Source organism: Amycolatopsis sp. cmx-8-4, assembly GCF_046548675.1.
Classification (GTDB): Bacteria; Actinomycetota; Actinomycetes; order Mycobacteriales; family Pseudonocardiaceae; genus Amycolatopsis.
On the sequence record NZ_JAEBDZ010000001.1, the window covers coordinates 625,711 to 642,953 of the forward strand.

The window sequence follows — 17,243 nt, forward strand, 5'->3', positions numbered from 1 at the left end:
ACTGTAGTCGTGAACGAGCTGATTGACCACCGTCTCCGTCAGTCCTGGACCGCGGAAGCCGCCGACGCCGCCCAGCTGCCCGCGCGGGCGGCGAAGTGGCTTGAACAGCGTATAGGCCAAGTGGCTCCCGGCGCTGCACCGGTGGCCGAATTGACGGTGAAAATACCGTCGTCAAGTTTGGCCGAGTCTGTAGTGGAAGCGCTGTCGGAGGCCGTCGGAACCGCGAACGTGCTGGTCGACGACGCGGCGCGGCTCGCGCGGGCCACCGGGCTGTCCTACCTGGATCTCTTGCGCCGGCGGTCGTCCGCAGCGGACTTCCCGGTGCCGGACGCGGTCGTGCTGCCTGCCGGGCCGGACGAGGTCCAGGCGGTGCTCGAGGTCTGCGTGCGGCACGATGTCGGAGTTGTCCCGTTCGGCGGCGGGACCTCTGTGGTCGGTGGGGTCGCGGCGCTCAGTGGCGAGAAGACGTCCGTGATCGCGCTCGACCTCGTGCGGCTCGACGCGCTGGTGTCGGTCGACACCGAATCGCGCATCGCCGTGCTGCAGGCCGGCGTCCGCGGGCCGGAAGCCGAGCGGCTGCTCGGCGAGCGCGGCCTGACGCTCGGGCACATCCCGCAGTCGTTCGAGCGCGCCACGATCGGCGGCTTCGCGGCGACGCGCTCGGCCGGCCAGGCGTCGTCCGGCTACGGCCGGTTCGAAGACATGGTCACGGGCGTCCGGCTGGCCACCCCGCGCGGCGAGTGGAAGCTCGGCGTCGCCCCGGCGTCCGCGGCCGGGCCGGACCTGCGCCAGCTCGCCGTCGGCAGCGAAGGCGCGCTCGGCGTCATCACGGAGGTCTCGCTGCGCGTCCGGCCGGCGCCGCCGGTCAAGCGGTACGAGGGTTACGCGCTGCCCGGCTGGGAAGCCGGCGCGGCGGCGGTCCGCGACCTCGCCCAGAACCACGTGCTCGCCGACGTCACCCGGCTGTCCGATGTGGACGAGACCGAGGTCTCGCTCGCGCTGAACGCCGGGCTCAAGACGACGGCGCTGCGCAAGTACCTGGCCGCGCGCGGGGTGCGGCGGCCGTGCTTCCTCATCGTCGGCTGGGAAGGCACCGCGCACGACGTCGCGGTCCGGCGCCGCGAGACCACGCGCCGGCTGAAGGCGCTCGGCGCGGAGCGCGTCGGCAAGGCGCTCGGCGAGTCCTGGCGGCACGGCCGGTTCGGCGGCCCGCGCCAGCGCGACGTCCTGATGGACCGCGGCGTGTGCGTCGAGACGCTGGAGACGGCGACGTACTGGTCCACTGTGGACGAACTGCGCGACGACGTCCGCGCGGCGCTCACGGCGTCGCTGGGCCGCGCGATCGTCATGTGCCACATCTCGCACGCGTACGAGACGGGCGCGTCGCTGTACTTCACGGTGCTGACCGCGCGCGACCAGGCCGACCCGGTCGGGCAGTGGCAGCGCGCGAAAGCCGCTGCGTGCGAGGCGATCAGTGGCCTGGGCACGATTTCGCACCACCACGCCGTCGGCGTCGACCACGCGCCGTACCTGAGCGCGGAGATCGGCAAGCTCGGCGTCGAGGTGCTGCGCGCGGCGAAGTCCGCGGTGGACCCGACCGGGATCCTGAACCCCGGGAAGCTGATCTAGGACGTGGCTGAAAGCGTTGATGCCGCACTCGTGCAGGTGTCAAGTCCGCTTGCGGCTCGCGATCTCGTCGGAGAGCTGCCGCACACGGGCGGGGTCCGCGTCCCGGGCCAGGGCGACGTAGTGGTCCATGACGGCCGGCCGGTAGCGCACGGGCAACGTCTGCCCCGGGGTGAGCCGGGTGAGCTCGGTGATCGTGAGGACTTCGTCTGCGATACCGCGGAACGAGAGGCCGTCGGCGGTCTCCACGTCGAACATCAGGACCACGCGTGGATTGCTGTTGACCTCCCGCCAGTCGACGAGAACGCCGAGCGCGAGCGCCCCCATCCGCAGTTCCGCATTGCGCTTCCCCGCATCACCGCTCAGGAATGGGTTCGGTGCGACGCCCGGGAAGTCGGGCCCGACGCCGAGCGATTCCCGACTCAGGTCGGGCCTGAGCTGCGCCATCAGATCGTTCAGACCGTTGAGCTTCTTCTTCCGACCGAACATCCTGGCCCCTCCCTCACACCGGTGCCGGAATCTCGGCCGGGCGCTTCGCCCTCACCGTGATTGTACGTCGCGGGCCATTCCCTTCCGGCCCGGTCGTCCCGTCGGTTTCGGGAGCATCCGCCCTAATTAGGGGAAGGTGCGCCCGTCCGGCGGCTCGACGACCTCGCACGCGACGCCCGGGCCGGCCGCTTCCTCACCCCGCAGCTCGACGGCCTGCGCCTGCGGGACGTCGGCGGTGCGGACGGGCTTGCCGTCGACCAGCAACGGGAAGCGGATCGGCATCGCGCCGATGTAGGCCAGGACGTCGGTGACCTTGCTGCCGTCCTCGAGCGTGATGTCCGGGTCGGTCAGCCGGACCAGGTGGTAGCGGTTGCCGCGGCCCTCGCAGACGTCCAGCACCGCGAGCTGGTCCGGTGTCACGAACCAGACGGCGTGCTCCTCGATGCCCGGCAGCGCGGTGAGCGTCGCCGGGCGCTGGCCGTCGCGGTAGCGCAGGCCGGACGCCCAGACCGCGGCGAGGCCGTCGCACCGGGCGTGCGCGACGACGACCGGGCCTCGCAGGCCCAGCTCGGCGCGCATCCAGCTGATCTTCGACGGGTTCGCGTTGGAGCCGTACGCCAGCACGGCCTGGCGTTCCCGCCAGCCGTCCGGCGCCGTGTCCAGCGGGTAGCCGGCGCCGTCGGTGTGCACGAAGGAGAAGCCCGGCCGGGTCCCCGGGTAGGGGTCGGCCGGGTAGTCCTCGTCGACGAAGAGCGTCAGAACGTCACCACGCTACGCAGGACGTCGCCGTGGTGCATGCGCTCGAAGGCCTGCTCCACACCGTCGACGCCGATCCGCTCGGTGACGAACTTGTCCAGCGGCAGCCGGCCCTGCAGGTAGAGGTCCACCAGCATCGGGAAGTCGCGGCTCGGCAGGCAGTCGCCGTACCAGGACGACTTGAGCGAGCCGCCGCGCGAGAAGAAGTCGATCAGCGGCAGGTCGTCGAGACGCATCTCCGGCGTCGGCACGCCGACGAGCACGACGGTGCCCGCGAGGTCGCGGCCGTAGAACGCCTGGCGCCAGGTCTCCGGCCGGCCGACGGCGTCGATCACGACGTCCGGGCCGAAGCTGTTGGTGGCGTCCTGCATGGCTTCGACGACGGCTTCTTCGCTCAGCCCGCGGCTGTTGACGGTGTGGGTGGCGCCGAAGTCCTTGGCCCACTCCAGCTTCCGGTCGTCCATGTCGATCGCGACGATCGTGGTGGCACCGGCCAGCTTCGCGCCCGCGATGGCCGCGTCGCCGACGCCGCCGCAGCCGATGACCGCGACCGAGTCACCCCGGGTGACGGCGCCGGTGTTGATCGCCGCGCCGAGCCCGGCCATCACCCCGCAGCCGAGCAGCCCGGCCACGGCCGGTTCGGCGTCGCGGCTGACCTTCGTGCACTGTCCGCTGTGGACGAGCGTCTTCTCGAGGAACGCGCCGACGCCGAGCGCGGCCGACAGCTTGGTGCCGTCGGCGAGCGTCATCGGCTGGGTGGCGTTGAACGTCGAGAAGCAGTACCACGGCTTGCCGCGCTTGCAGGCCCGGCAGGTGCCGCAGACCGCGCGCCAGTTGAGGATGACGTAGTCGCCGGGTTCGAGGTCGGTGACGCCGTCCCCGACGGCCTCGACGACGCCCGCGGCTTCGTGGCCGAGCAGGAACGGGAAGTCGTCGTTGATCCCGCCTTCGCGGTAGTGCAGGTCGGTGTGGCAGACCCCGCAGGCCTGGACGTTGACGACGGCCTCGCCGGGCCCGGGATCGGGCACCAGAACCGTCTCCAGCGAGACCGGCTCGCCCTTCGCCCGCGAAACGACCCCCTGGACCTCGTACGGCATGTATCCACCTTCCGGCTGCACTGCTGGTTCGTCCGCAGCTTGCCACGGATCATGCGCAGATGGCGACATCCGCATGAGTGAGAGTCGGTGCGGAGGACGCACAATGTTGCACCCTACGCAACAGCGACGCCACCCAACGCCGGTCCGGCCAGGTCGGCACGGAAAGTCGTGAGGGGCACCCTGAGGGACATAACGTCCCTGAGGGTGCCCCTCACGACACGTCGGGGTTCAGGCGGGCGTGATGATGTACGCGATCCCGCCCGGGCCGCCCGCTACGGTTCCGTCCGCGCGGTAGCGCTGCGTGCGCTGCCAGATCTTCTCGAACTGGTCCCGCTTGTACACGTTGCGCACCCGGTCGTTGCTGCTCGACGCCGGGTCGTTGACGATCACGTCGCCGTCCTTGGTGAAGCCGACCACCACCATGATGTGGCCCGACGTGCCGTAACCCGCGCCGTCCAGCTCGGAGGCCAGGAACGACTGGGACGTGATCACCGGGATGCCGCGGACGATGTAGTTCTCCAGCTCGTTCAGCGAGTGCAGCCGGGTGATGTGCCCGCGCAGCCCGCGCGACGCCGCGTACGCCGTGTTGAACGGCCAGTTGCCCGTGCCGTCGTACGCGTGGTCGTAGGTGTAGCGCGCCGCGAACGCCACCGACGGGTCGACGTAGTCCGACGGGATCCACGACATCTCCGCCGCCGACGGCTTCTTGCCCCAGTACTCGGCCACCATCTCCGTCGACGTCGGGCTGCACCACGCCTCGCCGCCCCCGCCGTACTGCGGGAACTGTCCCTTGTGGAGGTTCTGCGCGTACGCCGGCACCTTCAGCTCGATCCCGCTCGCGCGGCCCGGCTTCGTCGTCTGGACGTCGAAGCGGCTCGGCACCGCCGAGGTCATCGCGCCCAGCGACGTCACCGACGGCGTCGCGTGCGAGCCCGCCTCGCGGTAGAGGCTGATCCGCAGCTTGTACGACTTGAGCGTGACGCCGGCCTTCGTGACCAGCGTGTCGACGTCGACCAGGGCGTTCGCGTCGTCCTGGCCGTCGACGCTGGTGCGCAGGATGTCGGCGTCGCCGCTGGCCCAGCGGCCCATCACGTACCAGCCGGTCTCCGCGCCCGCCGTCGTCTTGCCCTGCGCCTCGACCTGCAGCCAGGTCTTCGCCGGCGTCTGCGCGTTCCAGGACGAGACCAGCTGCGTCGCGCCGAAGCCCTGGCGGTACGACGGGGACGTCCACTGGCCGTATTCGTACGTCTTCGTCGTGCCCAGCTCCGGCTCGGTGTGCTCGATCGTGCCGATCGGACGCGTGATGCGCAGGCCGTCGCGGGTCAGCGCGAGCCCGGCGAAGCTGCCCTCGTGCAGGCGGCCGCCGGCCCACTCGTGGTAGTCGATCGACTCGTCGTCGCCCGGCCGGCCGGGCGCGGCCTCGGCGACCTGCGCCGTCACCATCACGGCGGACAATATGGCGAACAAACTGCGTACCCGCATCCCGGCTCCTTGCTCGACCCACCCAGTAGCCAGGGATTTTCGCCGGTCCGGCCGGGTATGTAAACAGGTACCTAGAGGACGGCCTGGGTCTGTGTCACTTTCGCGACCAACTTGCCGTCGTCGTCGTGGATCTCCGTCTCCACCACGACGAACTTGCGGCCCGCGTGCAGTGGTCTGGACGACGCAGTCGCGTAGCCCGAACGCACCGCGCGCAGGAAGTTCGTCTTCGACTCGACGGTCGTCGTGCCCTGCGCGCCCTCGGGCAGGTTGAGGAACGCGCACACGGCGCCGGTCGAGTCGGCCAGCGCCATGAGCGCGCCGCCGTGCAGCGCGCCGCCGAGCGTGCAGAGGCTCTCGTCCCACTTCAGCCGGCTGCGCACGAGCGCGGGCCCGTGCTCCAGGACCTCGACGCCGAGGCGTTCGGAGAACGGCATGGAGCGGTGGAAGAGCTGCGTGCCCTCGGGATCGGTCATGCCCCGCAGCTTGCCGGACGCCGGCGCCACTGGTCGATTACCTCTCGGGTAACGCGCGTCAGCTCAGCGGGTGGACGAGCAGCAGTTCCGTGTTGTGATCCGCATCCGAGCCGACGCGGCCGAGGTCGACGTGGATGTCGTTGTACGACAGCTCGCGGTACAGGGACGCAAGCGCTTGCGGGGTCCGGGCGTCGTAGTCGACGGCGTACGGTGCTTCCGCCTCGATCAGCGTCGTGAACAGCGACAACGTGCCGTCGGCGTTGTCCGCGACCTCGACGATGCGGGCCTGCTGCGGGAAGTCGACGTGCGACGCGGTGTTGATCTCCCAGAAGCTCTGCTTCGGGGTGCCGCCGGCGTGCGCGGTGATCTTGTTGCGGTGCGTGTGGCCGTTGACCCAGGCCAGCACGTTCGGGAAGCGCTTGAGCAGCGCGACGAACGCGTTGCCGTCGAGGCGCGGGTCGAGCAGGTGGCGCGAGTCCGGCAGCAGGTTGCCCATCGAGCCGCTGGTGTGGTGGCTGAACAGCAGGAACAGCTCGTCGGTGACGCTGTGGGTGACCTTGCGGCCGAAGAAGTCGTAGTACGCCGAGCTGCCGCGCTTGAGCGTCGACTCGACCCAGCTGTACTGCGCGAGGCCGATCGAGCCGTCGGCGAACCCGGCGTCGGTCGTCGTGTCGAGGCTGATGCCGGTGATGCCCGGCGCGATCCGGAACGTGTAGTAGACGGCCTTGCCGTCGGCGTTGTCGCCGCCGAAGCCGTGCCCGGCCGGGCCGGGGCCGGTGTTGGCGGTGTCCAGGTGCGCGCGCACGAACTCGCCGGTGGTGAACGGGCGGCGACGCGCGTCCGGCGTGATCTCGCGGATCGTGCCGCCGCCGCCGAACAGTTCGGCGACGGGCACGCTCGAGCCGGGCTTCTTGATGGCCGCGGCGAGCTTCTTCGCGGTGCTCTCGTCCTTGCCGATCACCTTGTACTTGCCGGTGTACCAGGCGTCGATGCCGGGGATCTGGGCCGGCAGCGACCCGACGATGCTGTCGTCGTGGTTGCCGAAGGTGCAGAACCACGGGACGTCGAGGCCCGGCGCGGTGAACGTCCCGATGCCCGCTTCGAGCAGGCCGGGCAGCTGCGGGAAGCCCTTGGCGGAGTAGGCGTCGCCGCCCGGGATGGCCGGGTTCCAGAACGTGCTGTTGCCCGAGTTCTGGACGCCTTCGTAGGCGTTCGTGGCGCCGGAGTTCGGCGTCACGCTGCCGCCGTTGAGGACCTTGAGGAACCAGTCGAGCTCGATCAGCTCGTGGTTGTCGGTGTTGTCGCCGGTGGTGACCATGAGGTCGAACGGCCGTCCGGTGAACGGGCCTTGCCGCACGCTGTTGACGCGTTCGACGAGCGCGCTCGTCGCGACGGTGCCGAGCGCTTCCTGCGGCCGGTGCGCGGAGCCGATGTAGGGGTGCAGGTACTCGAAGCGCGCGGGGCTTTCGGTGTCGGTGATGTGCAGGTCGGTGAACTGCACGAACGCGCTGAGCGCGCGGCGCCGATCGTCGCGCCCGGCCTGCGGGGCGGCGAGATCACCGCGGACGACCAGCGGCCAGCCGGGGCCGGCGCTCAGCCGGGAGTAGGTCGCGGTGCCGCCGCCGGTCGCGACCTGCTCGAGGGTCGTCCCGGCGGTGCTGACGGAGCGGGTGGAGGTGAGCCGCAGCGCGCGGTCGAGCGCGTTCGCGGTGGGCGTGCAGAGCAGCAGCCCGAGACCGGCGGCGCCGGCGGTGGCGAAGGTGCGCCGCGTGAGTTCGGCCATGGTGTCTCGCTCCCCAGGTATCTCGGTTGCCCAGCACCGTGCCGGACGACGTTGACCACACGGTGAACATGAAAAACATTCACCGTGACACTTGGGTTCACCATGTCACGGCGGCTGGGTGGGGTGTACCGCCGAAGGTCGTGGTCATTTCCGCCGCTGGCCCTGCCGCTCAGCAGGCGATGCCACACGCTCCGGCGGCCGCGAACAGGCCGAAGAAGAACAGCATCACGATCAGTGCCGGGATCACGCCGATGATTCCGCAGATCAGGCCCGCGATCGCCATGCCCTTGCCGGTGTAGCCGGGCCGGCCACCCTGGACGATGCCGGCCCAGGACAGGCCGATCGCCAGGAAACCGAGCAGCAGGTCCGCGAACGGGACCCAGAAGCCGATCAGCGCCAGGATGCCGACGACCATGCCCGCCACCGCCATGCCGCTCGTGCGCAGCATCGGGTACGCCGCCATCGCGTAGGGCTGGGCGGGGTAGGGCTGCGACGGGTAGGCCTGCGCCGCGTAGGGCTGGACCGGGTACGGCTGCGTCCCGTAATAAGGCTGCATCGCCGCCGGCGGGGCCGGCGTCGGCATGGAGGGCGGGTACTGCTGCCACGTCGGCTCGGCCGGGTCGGGCTGCTGGTAGGAGTCGAAATTGGTCACGCCGCACCCACTTCTGTCAGTAACCCGAAGTCGTTCCGGTGACCCCGGTTGTTACTCAGCCCTTCAGGCCCGACTCCGTCACCCCCTGCACCAGGTACCGCTGCAGGAACGCGAACAGCAGCACGATCGGCAGGATCGACACCGCCGCCGCCAGGAACAGCAGGTTCAATTGCGGGTTCTGGGCCGTCAGCAGGCCCGACAGCGCTACCTGGACCGTCCACGAATCCGGGGACTGGGCGATGATCAGCGGCCACAGGAACGCGTTCCAGCTGCCGATGACCGTGATCACCGCGATCGCCGCGAAGAAGCCGCGGGAGTTCGGGACCACGATGCGCCAGAACACGCCCCAGCGGGTGAGGCCGTCCACCCGGCCCGCCTCCTCCAGCTCGCGGGGGAAGTCCAGGAAGTACTGCCGGAACAGGAAGACGCTGAACGCGCTGAACAAGCCCGGGATCACCAGGCCGCGGAAGTCCGACAGCCAGCCCAGCGTCGAGACCACCACGAAGCTCGGCACGAACGTCACCGACGTCGGGATCATCAGCGTCGCCAGCACCGCGTAGAACACGATCCCGGAGTGCCGGTACGGGATGCGCGCCAGGCCGTAGCCCGCCAGGGAACACAGCACGAGCAGGCCGACTGTCTGCAGCACCGCCACGATCGCCGAGTTCAGCAAGCTCCTCGCGAAGGGGACGTCGTCCGAGGCGAAGAGCTTGGCGAAGTTCTCCCAGTGCACTGTGGACGGAAAGAACGTCCACTGTGGAGCGGTGATCTCCGCGCGCGAGGCCAGGCCGTTGCGCAGCAGCAGGTAGAACGGCAGCAGGAACAGCACGGCCGCGATGATGAGCGCCGTCCAGCGGAGGAACGCCCTCATGTCGCACGTCCGAACCGCAGGACGCGGCCCTGCAGCAGCGTCACCATGGCGATGATCAGCGCCAGGATCACCGCGCCCGCGCTGCCGCGGCCCAGGTCCTGGCCGCCCGAGCCCAGAGAGGTGTAATACAGGTAGACCAACGGTGGCCGCGCGAACGGCGGGTAGCCGCGGGCGTCGCCCATGATGTTGTAGAACTCGTCGAACGCCTGGTACGCGTTGATCAGGTTCAGCAGCAGCACCGCCACCGCCGTCGCGCGCAGCTGGGGCAGCGTGACGTACCGGAACACCTGCCAGCCCGGCTTCGCGCCGTCGAGCCACGCCGCTTCGTACAGGTGGACCGGGATCCGCTGCAGCGCCGCGATGAACAGGATCATGTAGAACCCGAGCTGCAGCCACAGCCGCGCCGTCACCAGCACGATCCAGTACAGCGGCGGGTGGACCGTGCCCGTCCAGGCCACCGGGTCGGCGCCGAACAACGACAGCACCGTGTTCGCCAGGCCGTACCGGACACCGGAGAACAGCGACGTCTTCCAGATCAGCGACGCCACGACGTACGAGCACGCGAACGGCAGGAAGAACACCGACCGGAAGAACGCGCGCGCGAACCGCAGCTGGTTGACGCCCAGCGCGAGCGCCAGCGACAGCACGAACGTCAGTGGCACGATGAACAGCGCGAACACGCTGAACGTGCCGAGGCTGGACAGGAACGGCTCGTCGGTGAGCATGTGCCCGTAGTTGTCCAGCCCGACGAACCGCGTCGGCGTGACGGTGTTGCGCGCGTCGAAGAACGACAGGTACGCGCTCCAGCCGATCGGCAGGTACGCGAACACCGCCAGCCCCAGCAGGAACGGCCCGACGAACAGCCAGAACGCGCGGGTGTCCCGCCCCCTCATCCGAAGAGGCGCTTGAGCTCGGCCTGCGCGACCCCGACCGCCGTCTTGACCTGCGCGGCCGGGTCCGCCCCCTCCTTCGCGATCTTCGCGACCGCGTCGGACAGCGCCGTGTTCGCCTGCTGAGTCCACACCGGACCGCCGACCAGGTGGCTGTTTTCCTTGACGAAGCGAGCGGCGTCGGCGGCCGGGCCGGACTTGAGGCTGTCCGCGCGGTCGATCAGGCTCTGCCGTGCCGGGACGTGGAAGCCGAACTTCGTCGCGAACTCCAGCTGGTCCTGCGTCTGGTCGACCCACAGCCACTTGACGAACGCCTTCGCCTCGGCGACGTGCGCGCTCTTGGCGTTGATCATCGCGCCGTACGCGCCGACCGGCACCGACGGCGCGCCGCTGCCGTCGAGCTTGGGGAACGGCAGCACGCCGAAGTCGTCGTCGAACGCGTCGCGGATCTTCGGCACGTTCCACAGCCCGGTCCACTGCATCGCGGTCAGCCCGTCGATGAACGCGCCCGGGTCCGACCAGTCGGCGGGCGCGCCGAGCAGCAGCGAGCCGTTGGTGTTGAGCGTGTGCAGCTTCGCGAGCGCGGTCGCCGCGCGCGGGTCGTCGAAGCCGACCTCGCGGTTGCCGTTCTTCAGGTAGTCGAGGCCGGCCGACCACAGCAGCGGGCCGGTGAGCACGCCGACGCCGCCGTCGTTGCCCGCGAAGAAGCCCTTCACGCCGTCCTTCGTGAGCTTCGACGCCGCGTCGATCAGCTCGTCGACGGTCTGCGGCGGCTGCACGCCGGCCGCCTGCAGCAGGCTCTTGCGGTAGAAGAGCACCTGCGTGTCGGTGGCCTGCGGGATGCCGTAGACCTTGCCCTCGACGGTCTGCGCGGCCAGCACGGCCGGGCTGAAGTCGCCCTTCACCGGCCCGATGACGTCGTCGAGCGCGACGACCTGGTTCTGCCGCACCCAGTCGATCTTCACCTGCGCCTCGAAGACGTCCGGCACCTTGCTGTTCTGCAGCGCGGTGACGATCTTCGAGTCGTAGTCGCCGGGGTTCCACTGCACCGTGACGGCGGCGCCGGGGTAGGTCGCGGCGTACCGCTTGACGGCTTCCTGGACGCCGTCCTCGCCGTACGCGTGGTACCACTGCTGCAGGCCGACCTTCGGCGCGTCGGACGGCGGCGGTCCCGCCGAGTAGGCCGTCGACGGCGGCGGTTCACCCTGCCGCCCGGTGTTGGACCCGCAGGCCGCCGCCAGCGCGCCCACCGCACCCGCTCCCGCGAGCGCGAGGAAACCCCGCCTGTTCCGCTGCATCCCCAGCACTCCTCCGTGTATGGCCGTGAATGGCACATTGAGGGACTCAGAGTCCCTCAATGTGCCATTCACGGAACTGAAGCCACGCCGGAGATTTACCCGTTAGAGCTGTGAGATGTCGAGCTTTCCCTCGGAGTAGGACGCGCGGATCCGCTTCTTGTCGAACTTGCCGACGCTCGTCTTGGGCACTTCGTCCACGAAGGTCCAGTTTTCCGGCAGCTGCCACTTCGCGACCTTGTCGCTGAGGAACTCGCGCAGCTCCTCGGGTGTGGCCGTCTGGCCTTCCTTGAGCACGACGGCGACCAGCGGCCGCTCGTCCCACTTCTCGTCCGGGATGCCGACGACCGCGGCCTCGGCCACCGCCGGGTGGCCCATGACCTGGTTCTCCAGGTCGACCGACGAGATCCACTCGCCGCCGGACTTGATGACGTCCTTGGCGCGGTCGGTCAGCGTCAGGAAGCCGTCCGAGCTCACCTTGCCGACGTCACCGGTGCGCAGCCAGCCGTCGTGGAACTTCTCCGGGTCGATGTCGTCTCCGCCGTAGTAGGCGCCGGCGATCCACGGGCCCTGGACTTCCAGCTCGCCGACGGCCTCGTTGTCCCAGGGCAGCACCTCGCCCGAGTCGCCGATGAGCCGGGCGCGCACGGACGCCGGGAAGCGGCCCTGCGTGTAGCGGTAGCGCCAGGCCTCGTCGCCGGTCGCCGACGCCGGCGGCCGCGCGACGCTGCCCAGCGGCGACGTCTCGGTCATGCCCCAGGCGTGCAGGATCGGCACGTTGTGGCGCTCCTGGAACGCGTGCATCAGCGACGGCGGCACGGCCGAGCCGCCGACCACGACCTCACGCAGGTGCGAGATGTCCTGGGGGTGCGCTTCGAGGTGGGCGAGCAGGCCCTGCCAGACGGTCGGGACCGCGCCGGCGAACGTCGGCTTGACCTCGGCCAGCAGCGCGGCGATCGGGGCGGGCTGGAGGAACCGGTCCGGCATGACCAGCGTCGCGCCGACCATCAGCGCCGCGTACGGCAGGCCCCACGCCATCGCGTGGAACATCGGCACGATGGCCAGCGCCTTGTCGTGCTGGGCGAGGTTCATGCTGTCGCTCATGCAGACCTGCATCGAGTGCAGCCAGATCGACCGGTGCGAGTAGACGACGCCCTTGGGGTCACCCGTTGTGCCCGACGTGTAACACATCGCGGCCGCGGAGCGCTCGTCGATCTCCGGCCAGTCGAAGGTGTCCGGTTGACCGGCGAGCAGCTCGGCGTAGGAGTGCACCTCGACGCCGGCCGGGGCTTCGAGCGCCGACGCGTCGCCGTTGGCCACGATGACGTGCCGGACGGTCTTGAACTCCGGCAGCTGCTTGGCCAGCAGCGGGACCAGCGTGCCGTCGACGATGACGACCTGGTCCTCGGCGTGGTTGGCCACGAAGACCAGCTGCTCGGGGAACAGGCGGATGTTCAGGGTGTGCAGCACGGCGCCCATGGCCGGGACGGCCAGGTAGGCGGCCAGGTGCTCGGCGTTGTTCCACATGAACGTGCCGACGCGCTGGTCGCCGGTGATGCCGAGGCTCCGGAGCGCGTTCGCGAGGCGGGCGGCGTTGCGGCCCAGCTCGCCGTAGGTCTCGCGCCGGGCTTCTGAACCGGTCCAGGTGACGACTTCGCTCGCCGAGTGCACCGACGTGCCGTGGCGGAGCAGGTTCGCCAGCGACAGCTGGCCCTCCTGCATGGTGCTCAACATGGTCACTCCCGGGGGTGTTCGCCGGTGAACTGGGGTTGAGCCGACTCTAGTGCGGATCGGGTGAAGCGGGCATGGTCAACAATGGCTCCGTTCGGTCACGGTCGTCGCCCGATCGCGGGACGACCGAACGGTGATCATGATCATCGGATCTGGCCCTTTTCCTTGTATGTAAGGAAATAAGCGCGAATTCGGGGCGTAGTGGAGGCTTCACTTCCGGGTGAGTCAGGCCACTCGGGACGCGGATTGGGAGCGTTTCCGCAGGCCGGAGCGGGTTGCCCGGCATCACCTCCAGGGGTAATAAGTGCGTGTCGGTTGCACGGCCGCGATCCCGGTGGCGTTTACTGGGGCCGTGGTAAGGGACGGCTGGCCAGCGCTTGCAGCAGCAAGCACAGCAAAAAGCCGTCGGCCGCGAAAGCGGAGACCTGAGAGGAAAGGACTACTACGTTGGCTCTGCCTACGTTGACTCCGGAGCAGCGCGCCGATGCACTCGCCAAGGCGGCCGAGGCTCGCAAGGCGCGTTCGGAGCTGCTCGCGTCGATCAAGTCCGGCAAGGAGAGCATCGAAAAGGTGCTCAAGCAGGCCAAGGAGAACAAGACGATCGGGAAGACGAAGGTCACCCAGCTGCTGAAGGCCGTTCCCGGCCTCGGCGCGGTGAAGGTCGCCGCCCTGCTCGAGCAGGCCGGCATCGACCCGGACCGGCGCGCCGCCGGCCTGGGCGAGCGCCAGCGCGAGGCGCTCATCGACGCGCTCAAGTAGCCGTCACCAGGAGCTGACCGTGGGGGGAGTGTCGCTCGTGACACTTCCCTCGCGGATCTCCCGGATCCTGGGACTCTGGAGTGGTGGACGAACTCCCGGTTGCCGATTTGGCCGCCCGCTACCAGCGCGGCGACTTCCTGTTCACGACCGCCCGGCGCGCACTCCTGGCGCAGGGCACCCTCCGGACCGTCACCGAGACGGACCCCCGCCGGCTCGCCTCGGCGCTTCCCGGCGTCCTCGCCGAGACCGGTGCTCCGCTCGCGGTAGGCGTCCTGCCGTTCGACACCGGGCCTGACACGAAGGTGCCGGGTCACCTGGTCGTGCCGCGGACCGTCCACCGGTCCGAAGGCGCTCCTTCGCTGCCCCGTGAGGTCCTGCCGGCGCCGTCGCGCGTGCGTGCGGTGCCCTCACCCGAGCAGCACATGGCTTCGGTGCGCGCCGCCGTCGACGCTCTTCGTGAGCGTGACCTGCGGAAAGCCGTCCTGGCCCGCGCGCTCGACCTCGAGTTCGCCGCCCCCTTGGTCGCCGAGAGCATCGTGCGCAACCTGGCGGTCGGCAACCCCCGGCACTTCACCTACGCGGCCGAGCTGCCCGGCGGCCGGACGCTCGTCGGCGCGACGCCCGAGCTGCTGCTGCGCCGCACCGGGTCGACGGTGTTCTCCAGCCCGCACGCCGGCTCGATGCCGCGCTCAGCCGACCCGGCGACCGACCGGGCCCACGGCGAGGCGCTGCGGACGTCCCGCAAGGACCAGCTCGAGCACGCCGTGGTCATCGACTACGTCGTCGAGGCACTGCGGCCGTTCTGCCGGACGCTGGAGGTCCCGGCCGAGCCGGAGCTGGTGACGACGCCGGCCATCTGGCACCTGCGCACGCCGATTACCGGCGAGCTGGCCGACCCGGACGTCACGGCCCTCGACCTCGCGGCGGCACTCCACCCGACCCCGGCGATCTGCGGCACCCCGACCGAGGGCGCCCGCGACCTGGTCCAGGAGCTGGAGCCGTTCGACCGCGACTACTACGCGGGCGCGGTCGGCTGGGTGGACGCCACGGGCGACGGCGAGTGGGCGGTGGCGATCCGCTGCGCCGAGATCGCGTCGACGTCGATGCGGCTGTACGCGGGCGGCGGCATCGTCCCGGCATCGGACCCGAGGGCGGAACTGGACGAGACGACGGCGAAGTTCCGGACCCTGCTGACGGCGATGGGCCTGGAAGACAGCCTCTGACCCGAGCACCCCAATCGCCCCAATGTGGCGTTGGGTGCGTTGGACGCACCGAACGCCACATTGGGTGCGTTGAGCGCACCCAACGCCACATTGGGGCGTTCGGGGCCTGCGTCAGGGGACCCAGTGTTCCTCGGTCACCGACAGCTCTTCGGTGGTCAGGACGGCGATCGCCGCGCGGTAGCCGTCCGCGGCCTTCAGGTCCGACAGGCTCGTGCGGGCCGGGTCCAGGGCCGGGTCGCCCGAGGTGATCAGGCGGGCCGGCTCGTCGTAGCGGGAGAACGTGATGCTCTGCAGCGGGATCTTCAGGCCCTTGCCCGTGGCCTTCATCACGGCCTCCTTGCGCGTCCAGTAGACGAAGAACGCGCGCGCCTTCTCTTCCCCCGACAGCCCGGTCAGGTGCTGGGCCTCGGCGGGGCTCAGCGCGTAGTCGATGAGGCCCTCGTCGGCCTTGCGCGTCGCCGTCTCGACGTCGAGGCCGACCGGGACCGCCGGGGTGGCCGCGAGGCCGATCAGGTCGCCCGAGTGTGAGATGGACAACGTCAGGTCCGCGCCCGGGACGCGTGGCCTGCCGTGCGGCTTGCCGCAGTCGTCGCAGGTCGCGTCGAACTTCACCGACTCCAGCGGGATGCCCAGGCGCTCGGCCGTGACCGTCTTCGCCAGGACGCGGCCGGTGAGGAACCGGCGTTTGTCCGCGTCCTGCCGGTACGCCCCGAACCGGTCCTGCTCGACGTCGTCCAGCAGGCGCAGGAAGCGCGGCTCGGCGGGCAACGGCGCTGACCAGCGGACCACGATCTCCATCACACCCCCGATTCTTCCCGGTGCCACGCCGGTTGTCACGAATTCGGGTGCAGGACTGGGGTAATGCCACACTCAGCGGGTACTCTTGACTAAGCAAGCGCTTAGCCAGTGTCGGAGGAGCAGCTCACCCATGGACTTTTCTCTCAGCACCGAAGAACGGGAAGTGCGCGACTGGGTCCGCACGTTCGTCCAGCGCGAGCTGGTTCCGCTCGAGCAGGAGGTCCTGCGGCGCGAGCGCGCGCACCAGCCCGGCCTCACCGGCGAGGAGCTGAAGGACCTCCAGCTGAAGGCCAAGGAGTCCGGCTTCTGGGGCATCCTGACGCCGGAGGAGTACGGCGGCATGGGCATGTCCGCCGTGATGGCCGCGCTGCTCGAAGCCGAGCTCGGCCGCACCTTCGTGCCGTTCCGCTTCGGCGGCGCCGCGGACAACATCCTGTTCCACGCCAACGAGGAGCAGAAGCAGGCCTACCTGCTGCCGACCATCTCGGGCGAGCGCAAGTCCTGCTTCGCGATCACCGAGCCGGGCGCCGGATCCGACGCGAAGGCCATCCGGGCGACCGCGCGCAAGGACGGCACGGACTGGGTCATCAACGGCGAGAAGACCTTCATCACCGGCGGCAACGAAGCCGACTTCACCATGGTCTTCGCCATCACCGACCCCGAGAAGGGCGCGAACGGCGGTGTCACGTGCTTCCTGGTCGACCGCGAGGCCGGCTGGAAGTCCGAGTACATCGACACGATGGGCGAGTGGGGCCCGGCGTCGCTCATCTTCCAGGACGTCCGCGTCCCCGAGACGCAGATCCTCGGTGAGGAGGGCCGCGGTTTCGAGCTGGCCATGCAGTGGATCGGCCAGGGCCGCTACCTGCTGCCGGCGCGCGCGATCGGTTCGTGCGAGCGGCTGATCTCGATGGCCATCGAGTACGCCAACACCCGGGAGACGTTCGGGCAGAAGATCGCCGAGCGGCAGGCCATCCAGTGGATGATCGCCGACTCCGGCGTCGAACTGGAAGCCCTGCGCTGGCTGGTGCTCAGCGCCGCCTGGCAGGTCGACCAGGGCGTCGACTCGCGGCACGCGCAGTCGATGGCGAAGCTGTACGGCGGCCAGAAGGCCAACGAAATCGTCGACCGCGTCATGCAGATCCACGGCGGCATGGGCTACACGCGGGAACTGCCGGTCGAGCGCTGGTACCGCGAGCTGCGGCTGCTGCGCATCTACGAGGGCACGGACGAGATCCAGCGCCGCACGATCGCGCGCAACCTGCTCAAGGGGCACGTGAAGGTCGGCGGCGTCCTCGGCTGAGGCCCCCCCGGAACGCGG

General features: G+C 69.9%; 16 protein-coding genes. 4 read left to right on the forward strand and 12 right to left on the reverse strand.

The window, feature by feature from the left end:
• The first annotated feature begins 9 nt into the window (after nt 1-9).
• Nucleotides 10-1,629 carry an FAD-binding oxidoreductase gene (locus tag ACLJQZ_RS03085; protein ID WP_410618435.1) on the forward strand — a complete coding sequence of 540 codons (1,620 nt, stop codon included), beginning with the start codon at nt 10-12 and terminating at the stop codon, nt 1,627-1,629.
• A gap of 39 nt (nt 1,630-1,668) precedes the next feature.
• Here the strand turns inward: ACLJQZ_RS03085 and ACLJQZ_RS03090 are convergent, their stop codons facing one another.
• The 11 genes from ACLJQZ_RS03090 to ACLJQZ_RS03140 all read right to left on the reverse strand — a co-directional run bounded on the left by ACLJQZ_RS03090 (nt 1,669) and on the right by ACLJQZ_RS03140 (nt 13,148).
• Nucleotides 1,669-2,115 (reverse strand): hypothetical protein, encoded by a 447-nt coding sequence (locus tag ACLJQZ_RS03090; protein ID WP_410618437.1) that lies wholly within the window; start codon nt 2,113-2,115, stop codon nt 1,669-1,671.
• 126 nt (nt 2,116-2,241) lie between these two features.
• Nucleotides 2,242-2,805 (reverse strand): gamma-glutamylcyclotransferase family protein, encoded by a 564-nt coding sequence (locus tag ACLJQZ_RS03095; RefSeq protein WP_410618438.1) that lies wholly within the window; start codon nt 2,803-2,805, stop codon nt 2,242-2,244.
• A gap of 65 nt (nt 2,806-2,870) precedes the next feature.
• Nucleotides 2,871-3,968, reverse strand: coding sequence for an S-(hydroxymethyl)mycothiol dehydrogenase (locus ACLJQZ_RS03100; protein ID WP_410618440.1), 1,098 nt, complete (start codon nt 3,966-3,968; stop codon nt 2,871-2,873).
• Between the two features lie 228 nt (nt 3,969-4,196).
• Entirely contained in the window at nt 4,197-5,450 is a 1,254-nt protein-coding gene (locus tag ACLJQZ_RS03105) for a peptidase C39 family protein (RefSeq protein ID WP_410618441.1), read from the reverse strand.
• A gap of 71 nt (nt 5,451-5,521) precedes the next feature.
• Nucleotides 5,522-5,923, reverse strand: a complete 402-nt coding sequence (locus ACLJQZ_RS03110; RefSeq protein WP_328612665.1) for a PaaI family thioesterase — start codon at nt 5,921-5,923, stop codon at nt 5,522-5,524.
• A 58-nt stretch (nt 5,924-5,981) separates the two neighbouring features.
• Entirely contained in the window at nt 5,982-7,706 is a 1,725-nt protein-coding gene (locus tag ACLJQZ_RS03115; protein WP_410618442.1) for a TIGR03767 family metallophosphoesterase, read from the reverse strand.
• 169 nt (nt 7,707-7,875) lie between these two features.
• A complete protein-coding gene (locus ACLJQZ_RS03120; RefSeq protein ID WP_410618443.1) occupies nt 7,876-8,358 on the reverse strand; it encodes a DUF4190 domain-containing protein in 483 nt (160 codons plus the stop codon).
• Nucleotides 8,359-8,413: 55 nt separating this feature from the next.
• Entirely contained in the window at nt 8,414-9,229 is an 816-nt protein-coding gene (locus ACLJQZ_RS03125; RefSeq protein ID WP_326944637.1) for a carbohydrate ABC transporter permease, read from the reverse strand.
• On the reverse strand, nt 9,226-10,122 hold the full coding sequence (locus ACLJQZ_RS03130; protein ID WP_410618444.1) for a carbohydrate ABC transporter permease: 897 nt from the start codon (nt 10,120-10,122) through the stop codon (nt 9,226-9,228). The genes ACLJQZ_RS03125 and ACLJQZ_RS03130 overlap by 4 nt, the downstream gene beginning before the upstream one ends.
• Nucleotides 10,119-11,417 (reverse strand): ABC transporter substrate-binding protein, encoded by a 1,299-nt coding sequence (locus ACLJQZ_RS03135; protein ID WP_410618445.1) that lies wholly within the window; start codon nt 11,415-11,417, stop codon nt 10,119-10,121. Before ACLJQZ_RS03135 ends, ACLJQZ_RS03130 begins: the two co-directional genes overlap by 4 nt.
• A gap of 102 nt (nt 11,418-11,519) precedes the next feature.
• The gene (locus tag ACLJQZ_RS03140; RefSeq protein ID WP_410618446.1) at nt 11,520-13,148 is read right to left on the reverse strand and encodes a long-chain fatty acid--CoA ligase; all 1,629 of its coding nucleotides are present in this window, start codon (nt 13,146-13,148) and stop codon (nt 11,520-11,522) included.
• 444 nt (nt 13,149-13,592) lie between these two features.
• Between ACLJQZ_RS03140 and mihF the strand changes: the two genes are divergently transcribed.
• Complete coding sequence (gene mihF / locus ACLJQZ_RS03145; protein WP_026468624.1) at nt 13,593-13,904, forward strand: integration host factor, actinobacterial type; 312 nt, start codon at nt 13,593-13,595, stop codon at nt 13,902-13,904.
• Nucleotides 13,905-13,987: 83 nt separating this feature from the next.
• The gene (locus ACLJQZ_RS03150; RefSeq protein WP_410618448.1) at nt 13,988-15,127 is read left to right on the forward strand and encodes an isochorismate synthase MenF; all 1,140 of its coding nucleotides are present in this window, start codon (nt 13,988-13,990) and stop codon (nt 15,125-15,127) included.
• Nucleotides 15,128-15,238: 111 nt separating this feature from the next.
• Here ACLJQZ_RS03150 and ACLJQZ_RS03155 read toward each other — a convergent pair whose 3' ends face one another.
• Nucleotides 15,239-15,925: a 4'-phosphopantetheinyl transferase family protein gene (locus ACLJQZ_RS03155; RefSeq protein WP_410618592.1), complete on the reverse strand. Its 687-nt coding sequence runs from the start codon at nt 15,923-15,925 to the stop codon at nt 15,239-15,241.
• A gap of 130 nt (nt 15,926-16,055) precedes the next feature.
• Here ACLJQZ_RS03155 and ACLJQZ_RS03160 point away from each other — a divergent pair, with 130 nt between their 5' ends.
• Entirely contained in the window at nt 16,056-17,225 is a 1,170-nt protein-coding gene (locus tag ACLJQZ_RS03160) for an acyl-CoA dehydrogenase family protein (RefSeq protein ID WP_326957413.1), read from the forward strand.
• Nucleotides 17,226-17,243: the final 18 nt, after the last annotated feature.